The sequence below is a fragment of the Olsenella sp. oral taxon 807 genome (assembly GCF_001189515.2).
GTDB lineage: Bacteria > Actinomycetota > Coriobacteriia > Coriobacteriales > Atopobiaceae > Olsenella_F.
In genome coordinates this window covers 1,465,178-1,481,144 of record NZ_CP012069.2, presented here as the reverse complement: position 1 = coordinate 1,481,144, position 15,967 = coordinate 1,465,178, and the positions used below count along the sequence as shown (strand labels likewise).

Annotated in this window: 12 protein-coding genes and 1 pseudogene; 8 read left to right on the top strand and 5 right to left on the bottom strand. The window is 69.4% G+C overall.

All coding sequences use genetic code 11. From position 1 onward, the window contains the following. Nucleotides 1–66: 66 nt before the first annotated feature. Both ADJ70_RS15495 and ADJ70_RS06345 read left to right on the top strand, forming a co-directional pair. On the top strand, nt 67–201 hold the full coding sequence (locus ADJ70_RS15495; protein ID WP_256381307.1) for a hypothetical protein: 135 nt from the start codon (nt 67–69) through the stop codon (nt 199–201). Then, nucleotides 202–585 carry a hypothetical protein gene (locus ADJ70_RS06345; protein WP_050344403.1) on the top strand — a complete coding sequence of 128 codons (384 nt, stop codon included), beginning with the start codon at nt 202–204 and terminating at the stop codon, nt 583–585. It abuts the gene before it with no gap. Between the two features lie 648 nt (nt 586–1,233). On the opposite strand, the gene ADJ70_RS06340 is transcribed toward ADJ70_RS06345, so the two are convergent. Further along, nucleotides 1,234–3,264 (bottom strand): BspA family leucine-rich repeat surface protein, encoded by a 2,031-nt coding sequence (locus ADJ70_RS06340; RefSeq protein WP_050344402.1) that lies wholly within the window; start codon nt 3,262–3,264, stop codon nt 1,234–1,236. 156 nt (nt 3,265–3,420) lie between these two features. Then, nucleotides 3,421–4,056, bottom strand: a complete 636-nt coding sequence (locus tag ADJ70_RS06335; RefSeq protein WP_157051421.1) for a hypothetical protein — start codon at nt 4,054–4,056, stop codon at nt 3,421–3,423. 1,063 nt (nt 4,057–5,119) lie between these two features. Here ADJ70_RS06335 and ADJ70_RS06330 point away from each other — a divergent pair. From ADJ70_RS06330 to ADJ70_RS06320, 3 genes are all read left to right on the top strand, one after another. After that, nucleotides 5,120–5,608 (top strand): TetR/AcrR family transcriptional regulator, encoded by a 489-nt coding sequence (locus ADJ70_RS06330; protein WP_050344400.1) that lies wholly within the window; start codon nt 5,120–5,122, stop codon nt 5,606–5,608. A gap of 66 nt (nt 5,609–5,674) precedes the next feature. Further along, complete coding sequence (locus ADJ70_RS06325; RefSeq protein ID WP_050344399.1) at nt 5,675–6,346, top strand: flavodoxin family protein; 672 nt, start codon at nt 5,675–5,677, stop codon at nt 6,344–6,346. 329 nt (nt 6,347–6,675) lie between these two features. Then, nucleotides 6,676–7,842 (top strand): IS110 family transposase, encoded by a 1,167-nt coding sequence (locus ADJ70_RS06320; RefSeq protein WP_050344398.1) that lies wholly within the window; start codon nt 6,676–6,678, stop codon nt 7,840–7,842. A 403-nt stretch (nt 7,843–8,245) separates the two neighbouring features. Here ADJ70_RS06320 and ADJ70_RS15650 read toward each other — a convergent pair whose 3' ends face one another. The 3 genes and pseudogenes from ADJ70_RS15650 to ADJ70_RS15645 all read right to left on the bottom strand — a co-directional run. After that, nucleotides 8,246–9,355 carry a transposase gene (locus tag ADJ70_RS15650; RefSeq protein WP_157051420.1) on the bottom strand — a complete coding sequence of 370 codons (1,110 nt, stop codon included), beginning with the start codon at nt 9,353–9,355 and terminating at the stop codon, nt 8,246–8,248. Nucleotides 9,356–9,687: 332 nt separating this feature from the next. Beyond that, nucleotides 9,688–10,431: a DUF3592 domain-containing protein gene (locus ADJ70_RS06310; RefSeq protein ID WP_050344396.1), complete on the bottom strand. Its 744-nt coding sequence runs from the start codon at nt 10,429–10,431 to the stop codon at nt 9,688–9,690. A 120-nt stretch (nt 10,432–10,551) separates the two neighbouring features. Then, a pseudogene (locus ADJ70_RS15645) lies at nt 10,552–10,965 on the bottom strand (transposase); the annotation flags it as partial. Nucleotides 10,966–12,333: 1,368 nt separating this feature from the next. On the opposite strand from ADJ70_RS15645, the gene ADJ70_RS06300 reads away from it, so the two are divergent. The 3 genes from ADJ70_RS06300 (at nt 12,334) to ADJ70_RS06290 (ending at nt 15,946) form a co-directional block, all read left to right on the top strand. Further along, nucleotides 12,334–13,431 carry a DnaJ domain-containing protein gene (locus ADJ70_RS06300; protein WP_050344394.1) on the top strand — a complete coding sequence of 366 codons (1,098 nt, stop codon included), beginning with the start codon at nt 12,334–12,336 and terminating at the stop codon, nt 13,429–13,431. A 104-nt stretch (nt 13,432–13,535) separates the two neighbouring features. Beyond that, nucleotides 13,536–14,702 carry a DnaJ C-terminal domain-containing protein gene (locus ADJ70_RS06295; protein ID WP_083443850.1) on the top strand — a complete coding sequence of 389 codons (1,167 nt, stop codon included), beginning with the start codon at nt 13,536–13,538 and terminating at the stop codon, nt 14,700–14,702. Next, the gene (locus ADJ70_RS06290) at nt 14,699–15,946 is read left to right on the top strand and encodes a MiaB/RimO family radical SAM methylthiotransferase (RefSeq protein WP_050344392.1); all 1,248 of its coding nucleotides are present in this window, start codon (nt 14,699–14,701) and stop codon (nt 15,944–15,946) included. Before ADJ70_RS06295 ends, ADJ70_RS06290 begins: the two co-directional genes overlap by 4 nt. Nucleotides 15,947–15,967: the final 21 nt, after the last annotated feature.

The window sequence follows — 15,967 nt, the reverse complement described above, 5'->3', positions numbered from 1 at the left end:
GCCAGGTGAACCCGTGGGTCAGCGAGGCCCTCGTTTGACCTCGAGTTCCTGATCCAGCACCAGGTGGTGGCCGAGGACCTCATGCTGGGCTCCCGGCTCTCGCCGGGCATCCCCTCGAGCTGCGTGGTGGCAAACGAGCTCTACGCCTCCGGGATGGCCAAGCTGGCCGGGCAGGTGGGGCATGCCGTGGACCGGGCGTGAGTGGCCCTGCGCCTTGCCCACTTCGTCGCGGCGTCGGCCGTCTCCCTGCTCGTCGGCCTCGAGCGCCCGGGGTCGGGTGGGGAGGCGGCGCGGCGCGGGCGCATGGCGCTTCGAGCGGCGGGGCGCGCGGCCCTGGTCGCCCTCATGCTCCGGGGCATCGCCGAGCACTACCGCTACTACATCCTCCTCCCCCGCCTCCAGCAGGTCACCATCTGCCTCTGCGCCCTCTGCCTGGTCGGCGCCGCCCTAGAGCTGCGTGGGCGCGAGGCTGGAGGCCTCCGGCGCGGCCCCGGAGGGGACGGACGGGTAGGCGGGGCCTGCGGGCCGGCCCGGTCCCGCCCTCTAGGCGCCCCTACGGTGACGCCGGGGTCGCCTGCGGCCTGACGCAGGGCACGCCATCAGCGAGGCCCTCTGCCCAGACTGCGTCTTTCCGCGCGGCCGGGCCCCAGGCCGGGGCCTGCGGGCCCCGGCGCAACCCCCCTCGCAGCCTGGCGGGGGGTTGCCCGAGCGCGTTTGCCCAGTTGGGCCACTTTCCATAGTGCCCCGCAGTCTGGCGGGGGGTCGCGCCCCACGCCTCCCGGGCGGCGACGTGACCGAAAGGCGCGCTCTGCGCGACGTGGGAGCCGTGGATTGCTCCTTTCCCTGAGGCGTTGGGCCGGGATGCGCCTCTCCGTGAGGCCGCGCGTCCCTCCTCCGCGGCCCCGGCGCCGTCCCCCGCGCGCCTCCGCCCCCGTGGGTTAGGGCCTCATGCCGCATGGCGCCGGAGACGGCCGCCGCGCGCGGGCGGTGGCCCATGGGTCTTCGCAGCCGGGCGCAGGCCCCCAGGGCAGGCGACGGCTCGGGCCTGCGTCCAGCGGGCTAAGGAAGTGCCGGGAGGATGATCCTCTCGCGGCGGGCCTGCTTGAGCCAGCTCCTCTTGGACGTGCCAGTGCCGCCGAACCCCATTGGGGCATCGGCCCCACGCGAACCTCCGAAGACCCGCCCCAGATCGTCTGCCTGCACCCCTGCATGTCCAACTTCTCCCTCGCGTCCCTACGGCGACGTTTGGGCCGCCTGGGGCGACACCAGCGACCTCCAGGCCCCGGGGGCCGTGTAGGTGTCCGCCACCCCCTGGCGGGAGGACGAGAGCTCGCCTTTTGTGAGCCATCTCTCGTCCCTCTCGGAGTGCCACCCCCAGCCGCCCACGCCCGCGGGGAGCGCCGTGTGCCTGTCGGCCGAGAGGACGCCCCCGCACCGCTCCCCGACCGCCAGGGAGGAGAGCGACGAGCAGCCCAGGAACATCCCCCACATGCCCTCGGACTGCGAGGTGTCCCATCCGGAGAGGTCGAGGGACGCGAGCGAGGAGCAGCCGGAGAACATGAACTGCATCTTTGTGACTCGCGAGGTGTCCCATCCCGAGAGGTTGAGGGATGCGAGCGACGAGCAGCTGTCGAACACCCCGCTCATGTCGGTGACTCGCGAGGTGCTGAAGTGGGAGAGGTCGAGGGAGGAGAGCGAGGAACAGTCGGCGAACATGAAATCCATACGTATGACCTGCGAGGTGTCCCAACCGGAGAGGTCAAGGTGTGCGAGCGAGGAACAACCCTGGAACATGCTACTCATGTACGTGACCTGCGAGGTGTCGAGGTCAAAGATATCGAGGTGCGCGAGCGAGGAGCAGCCATAGAACATACCCCCCATGTACTGGGCCTGCGAGGTGTCCCAGCCGGAGAGGTCGAGGGACGCGAGCGAGGAGCAGCCCTGGAACATGCCGATCATGTCCGTGACCCGCGAGGTGTCGAGCCCGGAGAGGTCGAGGGAAACCAGTGAGGAGCAGCCCTGGAACATGCGCCTCATGTCCGTGACCCGCGAGGTGTCGAGCCCGGAGAGGTCGAGGGAAACCAGTGAGGAGCAGCCCTGGAACATGCTCTCCATGCATGTGACCTGCGAGGTGTCGAGCCCGGAGAGGTCGAGGGACGCGAGCGAGGAACAGTTCCAGAACATGCCATTCACGTCCGTGACCCTTGCGGTATCGAAGCCCGAGAGGTCGAGGGACGCGAGCGAGGAGCAGCCCTCGAACATGTGCCCCATGTCCTCAACGCGTGAGGTGTCCCAGCCCGAGAGGTCGAGGGACGCGAGCGAGGAGCAGCCGGAGAACATCCCGCTCACGCACACATTTCCCATACGAGTGACCCGCGAGGTGTCGAAGTGGGAGAGGTCGAGGGACGCGAGCGAGGAGCAATTGCAGAACATATCGTCCATGTTTGTGACCTGCGAGGTGTCCCAGCCTGAGAGGTCGAGGGAGACGAGCGAGGAGCATTTTTTGAACATGTCCTCCATGTCGGTAACCCGCGAGGTGTCCCAGCCTGAGAGGTCGAGGGACGCGAGCGAGGAGCAGCCGGAGAACATTCCCCCCGTATACGTGCCTCCCATGTCCGTGACCCGCGAGGTGTCGAAGTGAGAGAGGTCGAGGGACCGGAGGGCCTTGCAGCCGGAGAACATGCCCTCCATGTCGGTGACCCGCGAGGTGTCGAAGTGAGAGAGGTCGAGGGACCGGAGGGCCTTGCAGCTGTAGAACATGCTTCCCATGTCCGTGACCCGCGAGGTGTCCCAGCCCGAGAGGTCGAGGGACGCGAGCGAGGAGCAGCCCTGGAACATCTCGCTCATGTCCGTGACCCGCGAGGTGTCGAGGCCCGAGAGGTCGATGGTCTCCACCGCGTCCAGGTCACAGAAGAGGTAGCTGGAGTCCGCAGGCGCAAGGACGCCCCTCTCGACGCTCACCGACCTGACGGCGTGCCGGAGGTCGTCGCTGGGCAGCGCGTCGCGGACGTAGGCCATCTCCCCTGACGCGCCGTCCGTGGGGCGGATGGTGAGCCTGCCGGTCCACGTATCGAGCTCGTAGGAGCAGCCGGAGCCGATGGCGCCGACCCTCGGGGGCTTGCGAGGCGGCGCCGTGGCCAGCATGAGCGCGAGCGCCAGGCAGGCGGCGAGGGTCACCAGGCGAAGCGCCGTGAGGCCCAGGTGCTTTGGGGTGTCCTTCCGGCCCCTTCGCGTGTCGGGGTCTCGGGGCTCCTGTGCGTCCATGGTCCCTCCTCCATCCTCGCAGGGTGCAAATCGCGGCCCGCGCAAGATGCTGCGCTGGCCCGCCACGTGCCCAGTATACGCCACGCGGGGCCTGCGGGTCGCAGGCGCCTTCGCCCTACCCTGAGGGGAGCCCCCAATCAACCGTAATTCCCGCCTCTATTTCTTACCACACGGAAGCGGGATCTCCACCGGGCATGTGGCCCCGATGGCCTTGTAGAGCTCGTTCGCGGTGGACGTGGGCTCGCAGGTGATCACCTTGTCGTCGCATGCCTTGCACCTCTGGTTGCGTGCGGCCGCCAGCGCCTGCGGCATCGACGATGCCCCCGCGGGGAGCCCCGGCCGCGGGCGGCACGACAGCGCCGTCGCGCAGAGCGCGGGCGGCAGGTGGCCCCCCGGCGCCTCCTCGGAGCGGGCGCGCGGGGGCAGCAGCGAGGCGTAGTTCTTGCCCACGTCGAAGACTTGCTCGATTCGCTGGTGGGCGCAGTGGGCGCCGAGCACGTCGGGGGCGGCTATGTCAGCGGTCGAGGCGAGCGCGAACACCCCCATCCGCCCCGTCCCCTCGCGCGCCTGCCCGGGCGCGATCTCCCCCTTGCCGGCGCGCCCGCAGGGCCTGTGCTGCCCCTGGCCGCGCGCCCGCGTGTCGACGCACGGGCAGGGCCGCCCGCGCACGCCCGGGACGAGCTCGGCCCCGGGCCTGCCGGCGCAGGCGTGGCGGCCGCCGTGGGCGACGGGTCCGTCCGCCTCGCGCGCCGTCGCGGGGCGCCCCGCCACGACGTCCCCGTAAGCGCGCACGTTGGGCCCCGGCCTGGCCGGGAACCTGGTCCCGGCCTCGCCCGTCGCGCGCGCGTTGCCGGCCGACCAGCGCCCGGCGCCGGGCACGGCCCATGAGGCGGGCAGCCCGGCAGCCCCCAGCTCGGCGAAGGTGCGCCCTGGCGTGGCGGCGTCGACGACGTTGCCGGCGGCCACCCGCAGGCACGCCGACGGCGCCGCCGGCCGCCCCGGCACGTGGGCGGGGCGGCACCCCTCGCCGGCCTCGCGCGTCGTGGTCGGGTGTCGCCGCAGGTGGCATGCGCGAGGGGTCGGGCGGCCCCGTCGGGCCCGCCGACGCCCTGGCCGTGCCGTCCGCCATGTCGGCGACCCACGCGAGGCGCGCGTCGAGGAGCCTCCTCCGCGCCGCCTCGTCGCCGACGCGCCCCGGCAGCTCGCCCGCGCGCTGGGACGCGAGCCTGGCCGAGGGGTGGGCGACGCGCGCCCAGCCCAGCCGCCCTCCCACCAGCACCCGGCCAGGCAGTTGGGCTGCGAGGGCGCGAGCGCGTGGCGTGGGCACGGGCACCCGGGCCCGTCGGAGTCGGACGGCGACGCCGCGCCGGGCGCCCCCCACAGGCCCTCCGGGGTCGCCGGCGGGCCCGGCGCCCATGCGTCGCCGAGGCCGGGCACGGGCCCCTCCGGCGGTGCCGGCCACCCGCCCGCGGGTGCCGGGCCGAACCCGCCGCCCTTGGGGCCGAGGGCGGACGTGCCGCGCTCCCGGCCCCGGAAGACGTGCCTCTCGCGGCCGGCCACGCGCCCCGGGTCGCTCGTCTCCCTGGCCGCCACCCCTCCGACGCGACGCGAGGCGGCCATCCTGGCGCAGGTCCTGTCGCCCCTCCCCGAGTGGCCAGCGAGCATGCCGTGCCCCCGATGTGGTAAGAATATTCGGACGGGCTGTGCGTCTCGCGGACCATCTCGCTCAGCCCTATACTGTCTCCATCAGTTCTGTCCCGTTCCAGCAAACGTCTGTCAGAGGTGGGGTGTCCTTATCAAGAGCCTGATAGAGAAGGCCTTCCTTGCCATCTATCGAAGGCAGGGAATCGAGCAGATGAGCATTGCGACCTTGTGTCGAGCCGTTCCCTGTGCACGGTCGACCTTCTATGCCCACTTTGGAAATCTGAGGGACGTGCTCGACTCCATCGAAGACGAAATATTGGCTGCCGTCTCCCTGCCAGCCACGGTCGGTATCATGCAGGAGGACGGAACGCTTCGCTGGGACATGCTCGAGAGGAAGGGGCAAATCGTCCGTGCTCACCGCGAGACGCTGTGCATTCTCTTTGTCGAGCGTCCCGATGGCGAGCTCGTGCGCAGATGGACCGATGAGGTTCGCAAGGCAAACAGGGGCTACTTCGCCCATCGCGTCGAACCCCGAGACCTCGAGCTCGTCCTTGGCGCCTTTGCCGCGGGAGTCCTGTGCTTTTGGAGAGAGTGGATCTCTGACCCCGATTCCATGGACACCGCCCGCATCGCGCGGGTCGTCCAGGGCCTTGGTACGCTCGTCCATTCCCAGGACGCGACACATTCGCTCATGTTGTAGCGTGCATACGCGCGGTTCCTCCCTATGCTTATGCTGTGCGTGGACATACCGACGTGGGGAGGATGCATGAGGATAACGATCGTGAATGGCAGCCCGCGAAGGAGGGGTGCGACCGCAAAGGTGCTGCACGCGATGCAGGAGCGTGCCATTGTGAGGTGGGATGCGGAGGTTGCCTACTTCGACCTGGGTGATTATGAGATGCGGTACTGCGACGGCTGCACGTCATGCTACCGGACGGGTCGTTGCCATAAGGACGATGGCCTTGAGGAGGTCCTTGACGTTCTGGCAGCCTCTGAGGGACTGGTCCTGGGGACGCCCACCTATGCGAGCAACGTCTCGGGTGTGATGAAGACCTTCATCGATCGCGGCCACTTCATCATGGAGCGGGCATTGCAGGGAAGGCATGCCGTCACGGTGGCCACCGGCGGCAATCGGGGCGCCGGCAGGGCGCTTGGGGTCCTGCGCCAGCTTGTGGTCTATTCCGGCGGCAGGGTGAGCGACTCGATCAGTGCCATACAGCATTTCAACACCGATCCGTTGGCCGATTCTCACCGGAGGCATAGGGTCGAGCGCGCCACGGACCGTCTCTGTTCGGACATCCTCTCTCCAAGACATCACCCTCTGCAGACGATGGAGAGCTCCCTCGTCTTCAACGTGGGCATCAAGCCGCATGTGCTCGCCGAGGCAGAGGGCTATTCTGCCGTTATCGCATCCTGGAAGCGACGCGGCATCGACTGATGGGCTGTGCATGCTTGCGCCCTTGTCGCGCTCTAGGGTGGCTTTGTCATCCTGTCCATTGCTGGCCTTCGACTCAGATTGCGTGACGGACGCGATTTAGTGGGGAAGGAGCGCCTTCGGTCGGCTCGGGGGGCACCGACTTGGTCATGCGACTGGTTTGTACTCGAGGGTGCCGCCCAGACGATATGCCCCACACCAACCCTGCCGAAGCGCTTGACCAGGGTCAATCGGAGACCCCCTCCGTCCGAGCGCGGGCCGGGCTGGTACGCTGTCCGTGACGACGGGTATGGCGGCGAGCCGTACCGCAGGACGGGAGTTAGGGATCCCCAATGGCAGAGTCTACCATCAAGTCCGGCTACGCGACGATCCTGGCCATCGGCCAGCGCGCGAGGCCGTCGACCATCAGCGGCCTCGACCTCTCCACGGGCGAGGCGAGAACCAGGAAGCTCACCGGCTGCCCGACCGCCTCGGGCATGCTGGGCCGGGCCAGGTCCCGGGCGGCCGCCCCGTACCGGTTCGCCCACGGGTCGGGGCCATGCGGGTTCCAGCCGCGGCGCGACCTCGAGGCACCCGGACGGCACTGCGAGGTGATAGCCGTCACGAGCATCCCCAGGGGCAGCGAGGACAGGGCGCTCAAGGACGACGGGCGCGATGCCGAGGCCCCGCTCTCGGAGATGACCAAGGCCAGGCCGAAGATCAAGCAGGTGTGGATGCCGGACGCCGAGTGCGAGGGGCTTCGGGACCTGACGCGCGCCTACGAGGACGCCGTCTCGGCCTCGCGTCGCTCGAAGCTGCGGCCCTCCGGCTTCCTGCTGCGGCACGGGACCGTCTGGGACGGGAGGACGAGGGGCGGCAGGCTGCGCGCGACGTGGGGTAGGGCGCACGCCGACTGGCTCAAGACCCTGCACTTCGGGAACCGGCTGGACGAGCTGGCCTTCGGGCGCCACCTCGAGGCCGCGGCCGAGGACGTCGAGAGGGCGCGCCGCCCGAGGCGCGACCGCGAGGGGGCGGCGGGTTCCCCGCGGTGGAGGCCGTACGTCGACGCGCTCACGAGGCTGAGGTGCGTCGACGTGATCACCGCGCTGGCCTTCTGCGCGACCATGGGCGACCTCTCTCGATTCGGGCGCGGCCGGTCGGTGTCGCGCTACCTCGGGCTCACGCCCGGCAGGCACGGCGGCGGCCCGAAGGTCACGGGGGGCGGCCACATCACGAAGGCCGGGGACGCCCGCTGCCGCAGGGCGGTCATCGAGGGGGCCGCGAGCGTCGCGCGCTCCGGCGGCGGGCGCGAGTACTGCCGGAAGGGCCATGGGGCATCGCCGGCGATCGAGGCCGAGGCCGCCAGGCGCAACACGCGCGACGCCGCCCGCTACGCGCACCTCATCGAGGCGGGCAGGGCGAAGGACGTCGCGAAGACGGCGGTCGCGAGCATGCTCGCGCGGGACATGTGGTTCGTCGGGACCATGGTCGGCTCCGAGCTCGCCGCGAAGGGGCGCTAGGCGGCCCGCGACGAACCATCGCCGCCCCGGCAGCGCGCCCGAGGGCGTCGGGGGGCTCGCGCCGGCACTTTTGCACACCGGCACCACGCCGACGCGTGCGCCCGCAGACCACCCACATCGCGACAACCCCCTTGCCGAACCCTCGAGGTGCGGGCCGCAGCTGCGGTGCCCGCGGATCTGAAAGTGCCAGCGCAGGCGTCTTTCCAGCGGAGACTTCTCCGATGCGCGACCGAGGCGAGATGCATGTTGCCCCAGGCCGGGGCCGACGGGTTCCGGCCTGGGGCGCCTTGTCGCTTGACAGGGTGTGGGGCATATGAAAGTGTACGTTTCCGTCGATTCCGGAATCGCCCAACTGGGAAAATGCGGCGCGAGGCAGCGGAAACGTACACTTTGAGGCAACCCATCATCTATGACAGGCCGTGCGGCTTGCCAAGAAGACGGTGGGGGCTGATGTGGGCCTGCATCCAAGCCTTGAGATGGTGGCTCGTGCAATCGTGGCGGCACGACAGGCCCTTGATGATACCGTTGGCGTTGTTCGTCCTTTCCTCACCACGCGGCGTGCTAGGGAAGCACTGATTATATAGGCCGATGGGTTGATTTCATCCACCGGGGGACCTGCGGGCGGCGCGTCGGCGCCTCGGGCCGGGCCGCACGCCGGCCCGCGTTGGGCTCGCGCCCCCTCCGGGGCCCCGGGCTCCCTACGCGCAGGTCGGGGCCAGGGTCCCTCCCGCCTGCGCGAGCAGGGCGAGGTCCGCGAGCGCGAGGGCGACGCAGGGCTGGTTGCGGTTCTTCCCGGGCCCCGGCGCCTCGTCCTCCCGGGCCCGAAGAGGTCCTTGACGGCGTGGAGGGGGTGCCCGGCCCTCGAGCGCACACGGGAGAGGGAGCTCCCTGTCCCTCGCTCCCACGAGACCTCCGGGTGGTCGCGCCCCGGGACCCCCGGGCGGCGCCTCGCGACGCGCCACCCCACCCCCGAGGGGGTGGGGTCGCCCCTGGCCTCGGGGCGCTTCCCCATGCCCGCGTGGCCCGCGTCGGCGTGGCGGGACCCGTCGTCGGGGCGCGGCGGCGACGGCGCCACGGCCACGTCCGACACGCTCGCGGCGGTGACCCCCGCCGTGCGCGCGAGGCCCGTCCCCGCGTCGACGCCCGCGTGCGCCTCGTGCCCGAGGTGCCGGTCGTCGTCCCTCCTCGCCTGGTGGGCCCCCGGGTCGCGCGAGCGCCCCCGGTTCCTCGCCGGGGAGGGGGACCCGGCGAGGGTGGCGTCGACGACGGGGCCCCCGCGCGTGATGATGCCGCGCCCGCCCGGGACGGGGACGGGCTCGGCGAGCATCCCCTCCCCGAGCCCCTCCCCCTCGAGCAGGTGGCGGAACTCGGGGAGGGTCGTCGCGTCCGGCACCTGCCCGGGCGTCACGTCGATGCCGACGAGGCGCCGCGTGGCCCCCGGGCCCGGGACGGCGTCCTCGCACGCCTCGTCGGAGAGGCGGGGCCAGGCCCGCGGGAGGCACGTCCCGGGCATGCGCGCGCGGCCGACGGGCCTCCCGTCCGGGTGGTGGGACCCGACGGGCGCGACCCACTCCCCCCGGGGCGCGATCGCCCCCGTCTGCCCCGGGAACCCCTCGCGCCGCCCCTGGCCGGACGCCCCGAGGTCCGCGAAGCTCCCCCGGCGCCGCGCGAGGACCACCCCAAGCTGATGAGAAAAATGCCCCTTACCTGCGCATATTATATCACAGGGCACCCTCTCGCGCCTGCCCGGGCGGCCCCTGCGGCGCGTTACGCCTTGAATAAATCAGTGCTTCCCTAGGACACGTGCCGGAGAACGTGGTGGGCCGCCCTGTGTCGTTCCTGACCCTACAGGCTGTCTCCCCAGCCAAAGGTGGGAGGGTTGGACGTTGGACCTTCGGATGTGGAGGGGCTTGAGGGGTCGCCGGGCGTGACGGCCGACTCCGACGGGGTGGACGATGCGGGGTTCGTCGTGCTTGTCGTGGTGACCTCGCGACGGACCTCCCGTCCGTCGCTCGTGTACGTTGTCGTCGTGGTGGTTCTCGTCGTGACCTGTCTGCCACTGAAGGGCTGGTCTCCCATCTGCGCAGACCCCTGATGAAGCATCTGGTCGACCGACTGATCGAGCTCCTTTTCGGAACGCTCCCAGGATGCCCCCTTTCGGAAGACGATAACGAGGAGCACGACGCCGACGATGAGGAAGACACCGCCGCCGGCCCCGGGCACCACGAGGGGGAGCATAAGTCCCCACGCTGGTATGACCTCCCCTGGGTTGTCTGGATTGATCAGAAGCTCTATCTGCTGTCCCTCATACATGTCTGACGAGGTGTCAGAGAGCCTTATGTGATCATATTGCTGACCTTTGTATTCATAGCTCACATATACGTCAGAGCGGGTCTCGCGTGTGGTGCGTGATCCGCTATGGTTGTAGGAGTCATAGGTATATACGCTGTCTATCGTTGCCGTGACTTTCTCGCCTGCGGCAAAGTCCCTCAGGGATTGAACATAGAGGAAAATTCCCGCTGCGAGGGCGATTGCCCCGACGACGACGAAGCTGATGCCGAGTATCCTGCATACCTTCTTTGCGAGCATGGTGTCCCTCCATGAATCATCCCTACACACGGGGCGGTCCACGTGTGTGGGGACGATGTTGTCAAGTCCAGTACGTAGGGTAATCCCCCCGTGCCAAAAGGGCAAGGCCCCTCGCGGTTTTTAGTGGGTAGCACAGAGGGACGTCTGGGGAAAACGTAGCTTTCCTAGTCTTGGGTAGATGATGGTCTCGAGGTACTCCAAGTTACCGAGCCCTCGTGCCTGCCTCTTGGCCGACTGGACTGCCGAGCTCGTTCCCCCGGGGACGGCGTTGGCGGGCCTGTGGCCGGAGTGGTCCGGGATCTCGGCCCCGTGCTCCCGTACGGTCCTGGCGACCGTCCTCGTCTGGGGGACGTCCGGGCGCGTGACCCGGCCGCGCGGGGCGTCCGGCTCCGACCCCGCGTCGTCCCCGGCCCCGCAGTCGCAGGCCGCCCGCGGCGCCTCCCTCGTCGCGCAGGCGCGGGCGGTCCCGGGGTGCTCCCTCGACGGCGTGCGCCTCCTCTCGGCCTGCCCCTCCGTAAGGCTCGCCTCCCTCCCCGGCCATACGTGCTTGGTCCTGGCGAGGGGCGCCCTCTTCTCCCTCGACTCCCTTGCCTCGGCGGACCCCGCCCGGCTGCCTGGTCGCGAGCCGGGTCACGCGGGAGCGCCCGGCGACCCGCTCGGCGTCTGGCGGGCGCCCGGGGACGCCCCTGGGGAGCGCCGGCGAGAGGTCGCGGGCCGCGACCCCCGCCGCCCCCGGGTCGCCGCCGCGCTCGGCCAGCTCGCGGGCGAGGCCGGCGACCGTGCCGGCGTCGCGCCCGAGGGCGCAGACCACGGCCCGCTCGCCCCCGGGGCCGGCGAGGCTGGCCGGGTGGTCGTGCCCGCGCCTCCTGGCCGTCTCGTCGACGCCGACGTCACCCGCGCCCGAGAGGTCGGCCTCAGCGTGGGCCTCGGCGACGATCCCGCCGGGCGTCGCCCAGGCCCTCGCGTCGTGCCCGCGCACCGGCCCCGCCATGCCCCCCGCGGGCACCGGGGACATCGCCACGGCCGGCACCTGGGTCCCGAGGAGGGCGGCGAGGTGCCTGGCGTCGGGATCCGCCCACGGGACCCCTGCGCCCGGCGGGCCGCCCTCGTCGCGGCCGAGGCGCGGCAGCCCGCGGCGGGCGTGGGTCTCGTGCTGCCATATGCCCGGGCGGCGCCACGTGCGCCCGCGCGTGTCGCAGGCCCCGCGCGTCGCCCCGCGCCTGGGGCACCCCGTCGCGTGGCCGGGGGTCCGCTCCACGTAGGCGCGCGGCCCGTCGGGATCGGGCCCGCACCTTCTCATCTCGACACCCGCGACGGCCCGCCCGTCGCCCAGGTCCGGCGACTCGGGCACGAGGGCCGCCGGCATCCTCGTCTCGGGACCCGTCACGACACCCCCGCACGCCCGCCGACTCTCGCGCGGAATGATGCCGCCCCGCCGCCAGGAAAGCTGCGTTTTCCCCAGACGTCCCTCTGTGCTACCCACTAAAAACCGCGAGGGGCCTATGTTGGTTTGCCTGCAGTTTTGATGATATTGTTATCAAGGCTATGCGTGGTCAGAAACTCAGACGGGAATTACGGATCAACTACCCAACAATCGCTCCGCCCGATCGTTCCGGGGGGTCTCTGCAGGTGGCTGACACTGAGGCGAGAGTCAGTCTCTGGCGTGTCTGTGCAAGGTCATTTGCGCCGACCATCTCCTTCCCGCGTGGCCCTGCCTCGCGTCTGCGCCCCTCTCCGTCAGGTGGCGTCGGCAGGAGACGGGTGACGGGGCCGCTCAATCATGTGAGATATGCCGAGATGCGCCAACGAGGCAAATGCGAGAATAGCCCGCATCCGCCTTGGATACAATCAAACGACATGTGATTTTCTCTGCTTTCATGCCTCTTTGCGAAGGACTGCTGTATGGCATCAATGAACGAGAAGGACTACTACGCGATCCTCGGCGTGGAGAAGGACGCCTCGAAGGACGAGATACGCCGCTCCTTCCAGCAGAAGGCGCGCAAGCTCCACCCGGATGTCAACAAGGCGGCAGGTGCCGAGGAGAGCTTCAAGGAGGTCTCTGAGGCCTACGCAGTCCTCTCGGACGACGACAAGCGCAGGCGCTACGACGCCATGCGCTCCAGCGCCTCCTTCGGCGGGTATGGCCCTGCGTCCCAGAGTCCCTACGGTGCGGGTGGTTTTGACGGATCGCCCTTTGGTTGGGGCTTTCCCTTTGGTGGCTATGCCGCGCGTAGGGGGTCTCGGTCCACGTCGCGTGCGTACAACCCCAAGGTGGGCGCCGACGTGACCGTTGAGCTCGACCTGAGCGAGCAGCAGGCCAAGGAGGGCTGTCAGCGCGGCGTTACCTACCAGCGCTACGTGGCCTGCGAGACCTGTAACGGGAAGGGCTCGATCGAGCACGAGCACGCCGGGACCTGCCCCACCTGCGGTGGCAGCGGCCACATCGGTATCGACCTCAACAGCATCTTTGGCCTTGGCGTCTTCGAGATGGAGTGCCCCGAGTGCGAGGGCTCGGGCAAGGTGGTCGTAGACCCCTGCCCCAGCTGCGGAGGCACGGGGCGCACGCTCTCTGCGAGTGAGGTCGTGGTGAGCGTGCCCGCGCATTCGCATGACGGTGACGAGGTGCGCGTCAAGGACATGGGAAACGCCGGCACCAACGGCAAGGCGTCGGGTGACTTCGTCTGCAGGGTCGGCGTCGCCTCCGAGCGCCTGAGCCGACGGCAGGCCCTTGGCTTCTACATGCTTGGACTTGCGCTTCCCTTCATCGCGCTTGGTGCGCTCGCCCGAACCCTCTCGGGCATGTGGCTCTTCATCGCCCTAGTCGTGGTCGGTGGACTCATCAACGCGTTCAGGGACGGCGTCATCCATCCTGTGGCCTGGTGGAGGCGGGGCTTTGCCTCCGTTGTGAACGGCTTTTCCAATGCGCTGATCATGGCTGTCGTCGTGGTGATGATGCAGTCGTGCTCGACGCTCGGCACGAGGGGCTACATGGGCTACTAGGAAGGTGGTGCGTGTCGGGTGTCGGGGGGCCGCTCGTTTCCCGACGGCGAATCGCGAGACGCATTGGTACGGCAGCAGACTGAGCTTTCAGGAGAATGGTGAGATTGGCAGCGAGTCCTGACTACTACGAGATCCTCGGCGTTGGGCATGACGCCGACGCAAAGACGATCAAGCGCGCGTTTCTCAAGAAGGCGCGGACGCTCCACCCTGACGTCAACCAGGCGCCTGACGCCGAGCGTAAGTTCAAGGAGGTCAACGAGGCCTACTCGGTTCTCTCGGACGAGCGCAAGCGCTCGAACTACGACCGCTTTGGCACGCCGGACGGCCCTGGCGGCTTTGGGTCGGACTACGTTGACATGTCGGACATCTTCGGAGGCGGCTTTGGCGTCAGCGACATCTTCGAGTCGTTCTTTGGTGGGGGAGCGACGGGCGCCGCAGGCAGGGCGGCGAGGACGCGTGGACGTGACATGGGCATCACGCTGCGCGTCACGCTCGAGGAGGCGGCTGCGGGCTGTACGAAGACTATAGCCTACGATCGACTTGCGCCCTGCGACGACTGCGGGGGCAGCGGGGCCGCAGACGGCGGCCATGCCACAAGCTGTACGCGCTGCGGGGGCACGGGGCGTGTGATCGAGGTGCAACGGACGATCTTCGGTCAGATGCAGTCCCAGTCGGTCTGTCCGAGCTGCGGGGGCTCTGGCCAGGTCATCGACAAGCCCTGCGAGACCTGCGCGGGACAGGGAAGAGCGCCTTCTCGCGAGACAGTCGAGGTCAAGGTGCCGGCGGGTGTCCACTCGGGTCAGTCGATCTCGCTGCGTGGCAAGGGCGAGGCGGGCATACGCGCTGAGCGTGGTGGTGACCTCGTGGTAACGATCCAGGTGGAGGAACATGGACGCTTCGAGCGTCAGGGGGATGACCTCTTCTGCAGGGTGGAGATCGACTCGCTCGAGGCCATCGTCGGCATGACGCTTACCGTCCCAGGCATCCTCGACGAAGAGGTGGTCGAGGTCAGGGTGCCGGCGGGTTGCTCCTTTGGCGAACAGGTCAAGGTCACGGGATACGGCATGCCTAGGCTCGGCTCGCACGCCCGCGGCAGCCTGATCGCGATCGTGCAGGTGAGCGCCCCTCAAGGACTCACGAAAAGGCAGCTCGGTGCCATCCGCGAGATCGTCGGTGAGAGGAGGGCCGGGCGCGCTGCGGGGTCTCAGGTCGGTGACGAGGGCAACGTTGGCACCAAGAGGCGCGGATTCCGTGGTAGGAAGCGTCGGTGAGCGCTCCCAAGGTCGCCTTCGTCAACCTTGGTTGCAGGGTGAACCGCGATGAGCTCGACGACATCGCGGACACGCTCCTTGCGCTCGGCTGCGAGCTTTCGCCGAGCGCCGAGGCGGATGCTGTCGTCGTGAACAGCTGTGCCGTGACCGCCGAGGCCGAGGCCAAGACGCGCAAGCTCCTGAGGCGTATGGCAGCCCTTCCCCAGGCGCCTGAGGTTGTCGCGACGGGCTGTGCCGTGAACCTCTTTGCGGACGAGCTGAGGGGCCTCGCGCCTAACCTCAGCGTGGTCAGGGACAAGTCACAAGTCGCCACTCGCGTCTTGGAGCTTGTGGGTGCGCCCATAGGTGGCATAGATGACGCAGGCCTCCTTCGCGGCACGCCGACAGGTCGCACGCGCCTTGGCATCAAGATCCAGGATGGCTGCGACAGGCGGTGCAGCTACTGCATCGTGTGGAAGGCCCGAGGCCGCGCACGCTCCATCGGCGCAGGGGAGGTCGTGCGTCGCGTGCGCCGAGCGAGCGGGCGGGGCTGTGCCGAGGTGGTCCTCTCGGGCATCAACATCGGCAGCTATGAGGCAGGCGGGCTTCGCCTTTCTGGCTTGCTTTCGCTCCTCATGCGCGAGACCGACGTCCGTCGCGTTCGCATAGGTTCGATCGAGCCACCTGACGTCGGCGTGGAGCTGCTTGAGGTCATGGCTGCCAACCCCGAACGCATAGCGCCCTTCCTGCACATCTGCCTGCAGTCCGGCTCGGACGCGACGCTCAGTCGCATGGGGCGGGCCTATGACAGTGCCGCCTTCGCCCGCGCCGTGAAGACGGCACGCAGGATGCTCCCAGGCGTCGCGTTGGGGACTGATGTCATCGTGGGCTTTCCCGGCGAGACAAAGGGGGAGTTCGAGCAGAGCCTTGCCTTCTGCCAAGAGATGGGCTTCTCGAGGATGCACGTGTTTCGTTACTCGAAGCGCCCGGGCACACCTGCCGCATCGGCGCCCGACCAGGTTGATCCGAGGCTTGCGGCCAAAAGGGGCGCACGTATGCGCGATCTCGCCCGTTCGATGCGACTTGAGGCGGCCAGCATGCTGCTTGGCACCGAGCAGCTCGTCGTCGTGGAACGGCGAGGGCGGGGCGTCACGGGCGGTCTCTTTGACGTTCGCCTCGATCCGACCGTGGCGGTGGGCACCCTCGTGCGGGCGACGCCCCACTCGCTTCTCAACGACGGAAGTCTCCTGGCGACCGTCGCGTGACGCGCGCCCTCGCTCTGGGTA

Coding starts and splice junctions, on each gene's coding strand:
- ADJ70_RS06340 (WP_050344402.1), bottom strand. CDS start 3,264: ATGGACGCACAGGAGCCCCGAGACCCCGACACGCGAAGGGGCCGGAAG.
- ADJ70_RS06330 (WP_050344400.1), top strand. CDS start 5,120: ATGAGCATTGCGACCTTGTGTCGAGCCGTTCCCTGTGCACGGTCGACC.
- ADJ70_RS06325 (WP_050344399.1), top strand. CDS start 5,675: ATGAGGATAACGATCGTGAATGGCAGCCCGCGAAGGAGGGGTGCGACC.
- ADJ70_RS06320 (WP_050344398.1), top strand. CDS start 6,676: ATGGCAGAGTCTACCATCAAGTCCGGCTACGCGACGATCCTGGCCATC.
- ADJ70_RS15650 (WP_157051420.1), bottom strand. CDS start 9,355: ATGCCCGGGACGTGCCTCCCGCGGGCCTGGCCCCGCCTCTCCGACGAG.
- ADJ70_RS06310 (WP_050344396.1), bottom strand. CDS start 10,431: ATGCTCGCAAAGAAGGTATGCAGGATACTCGGCATCAGCTTCGTCGTC.
- ADJ70_RS06300 (WP_050344394.1), top strand. CDS start 12,334: ATGGCATCAATGAACGAGAAGGACTACTACGCGATCCTCGGCGTGGAG.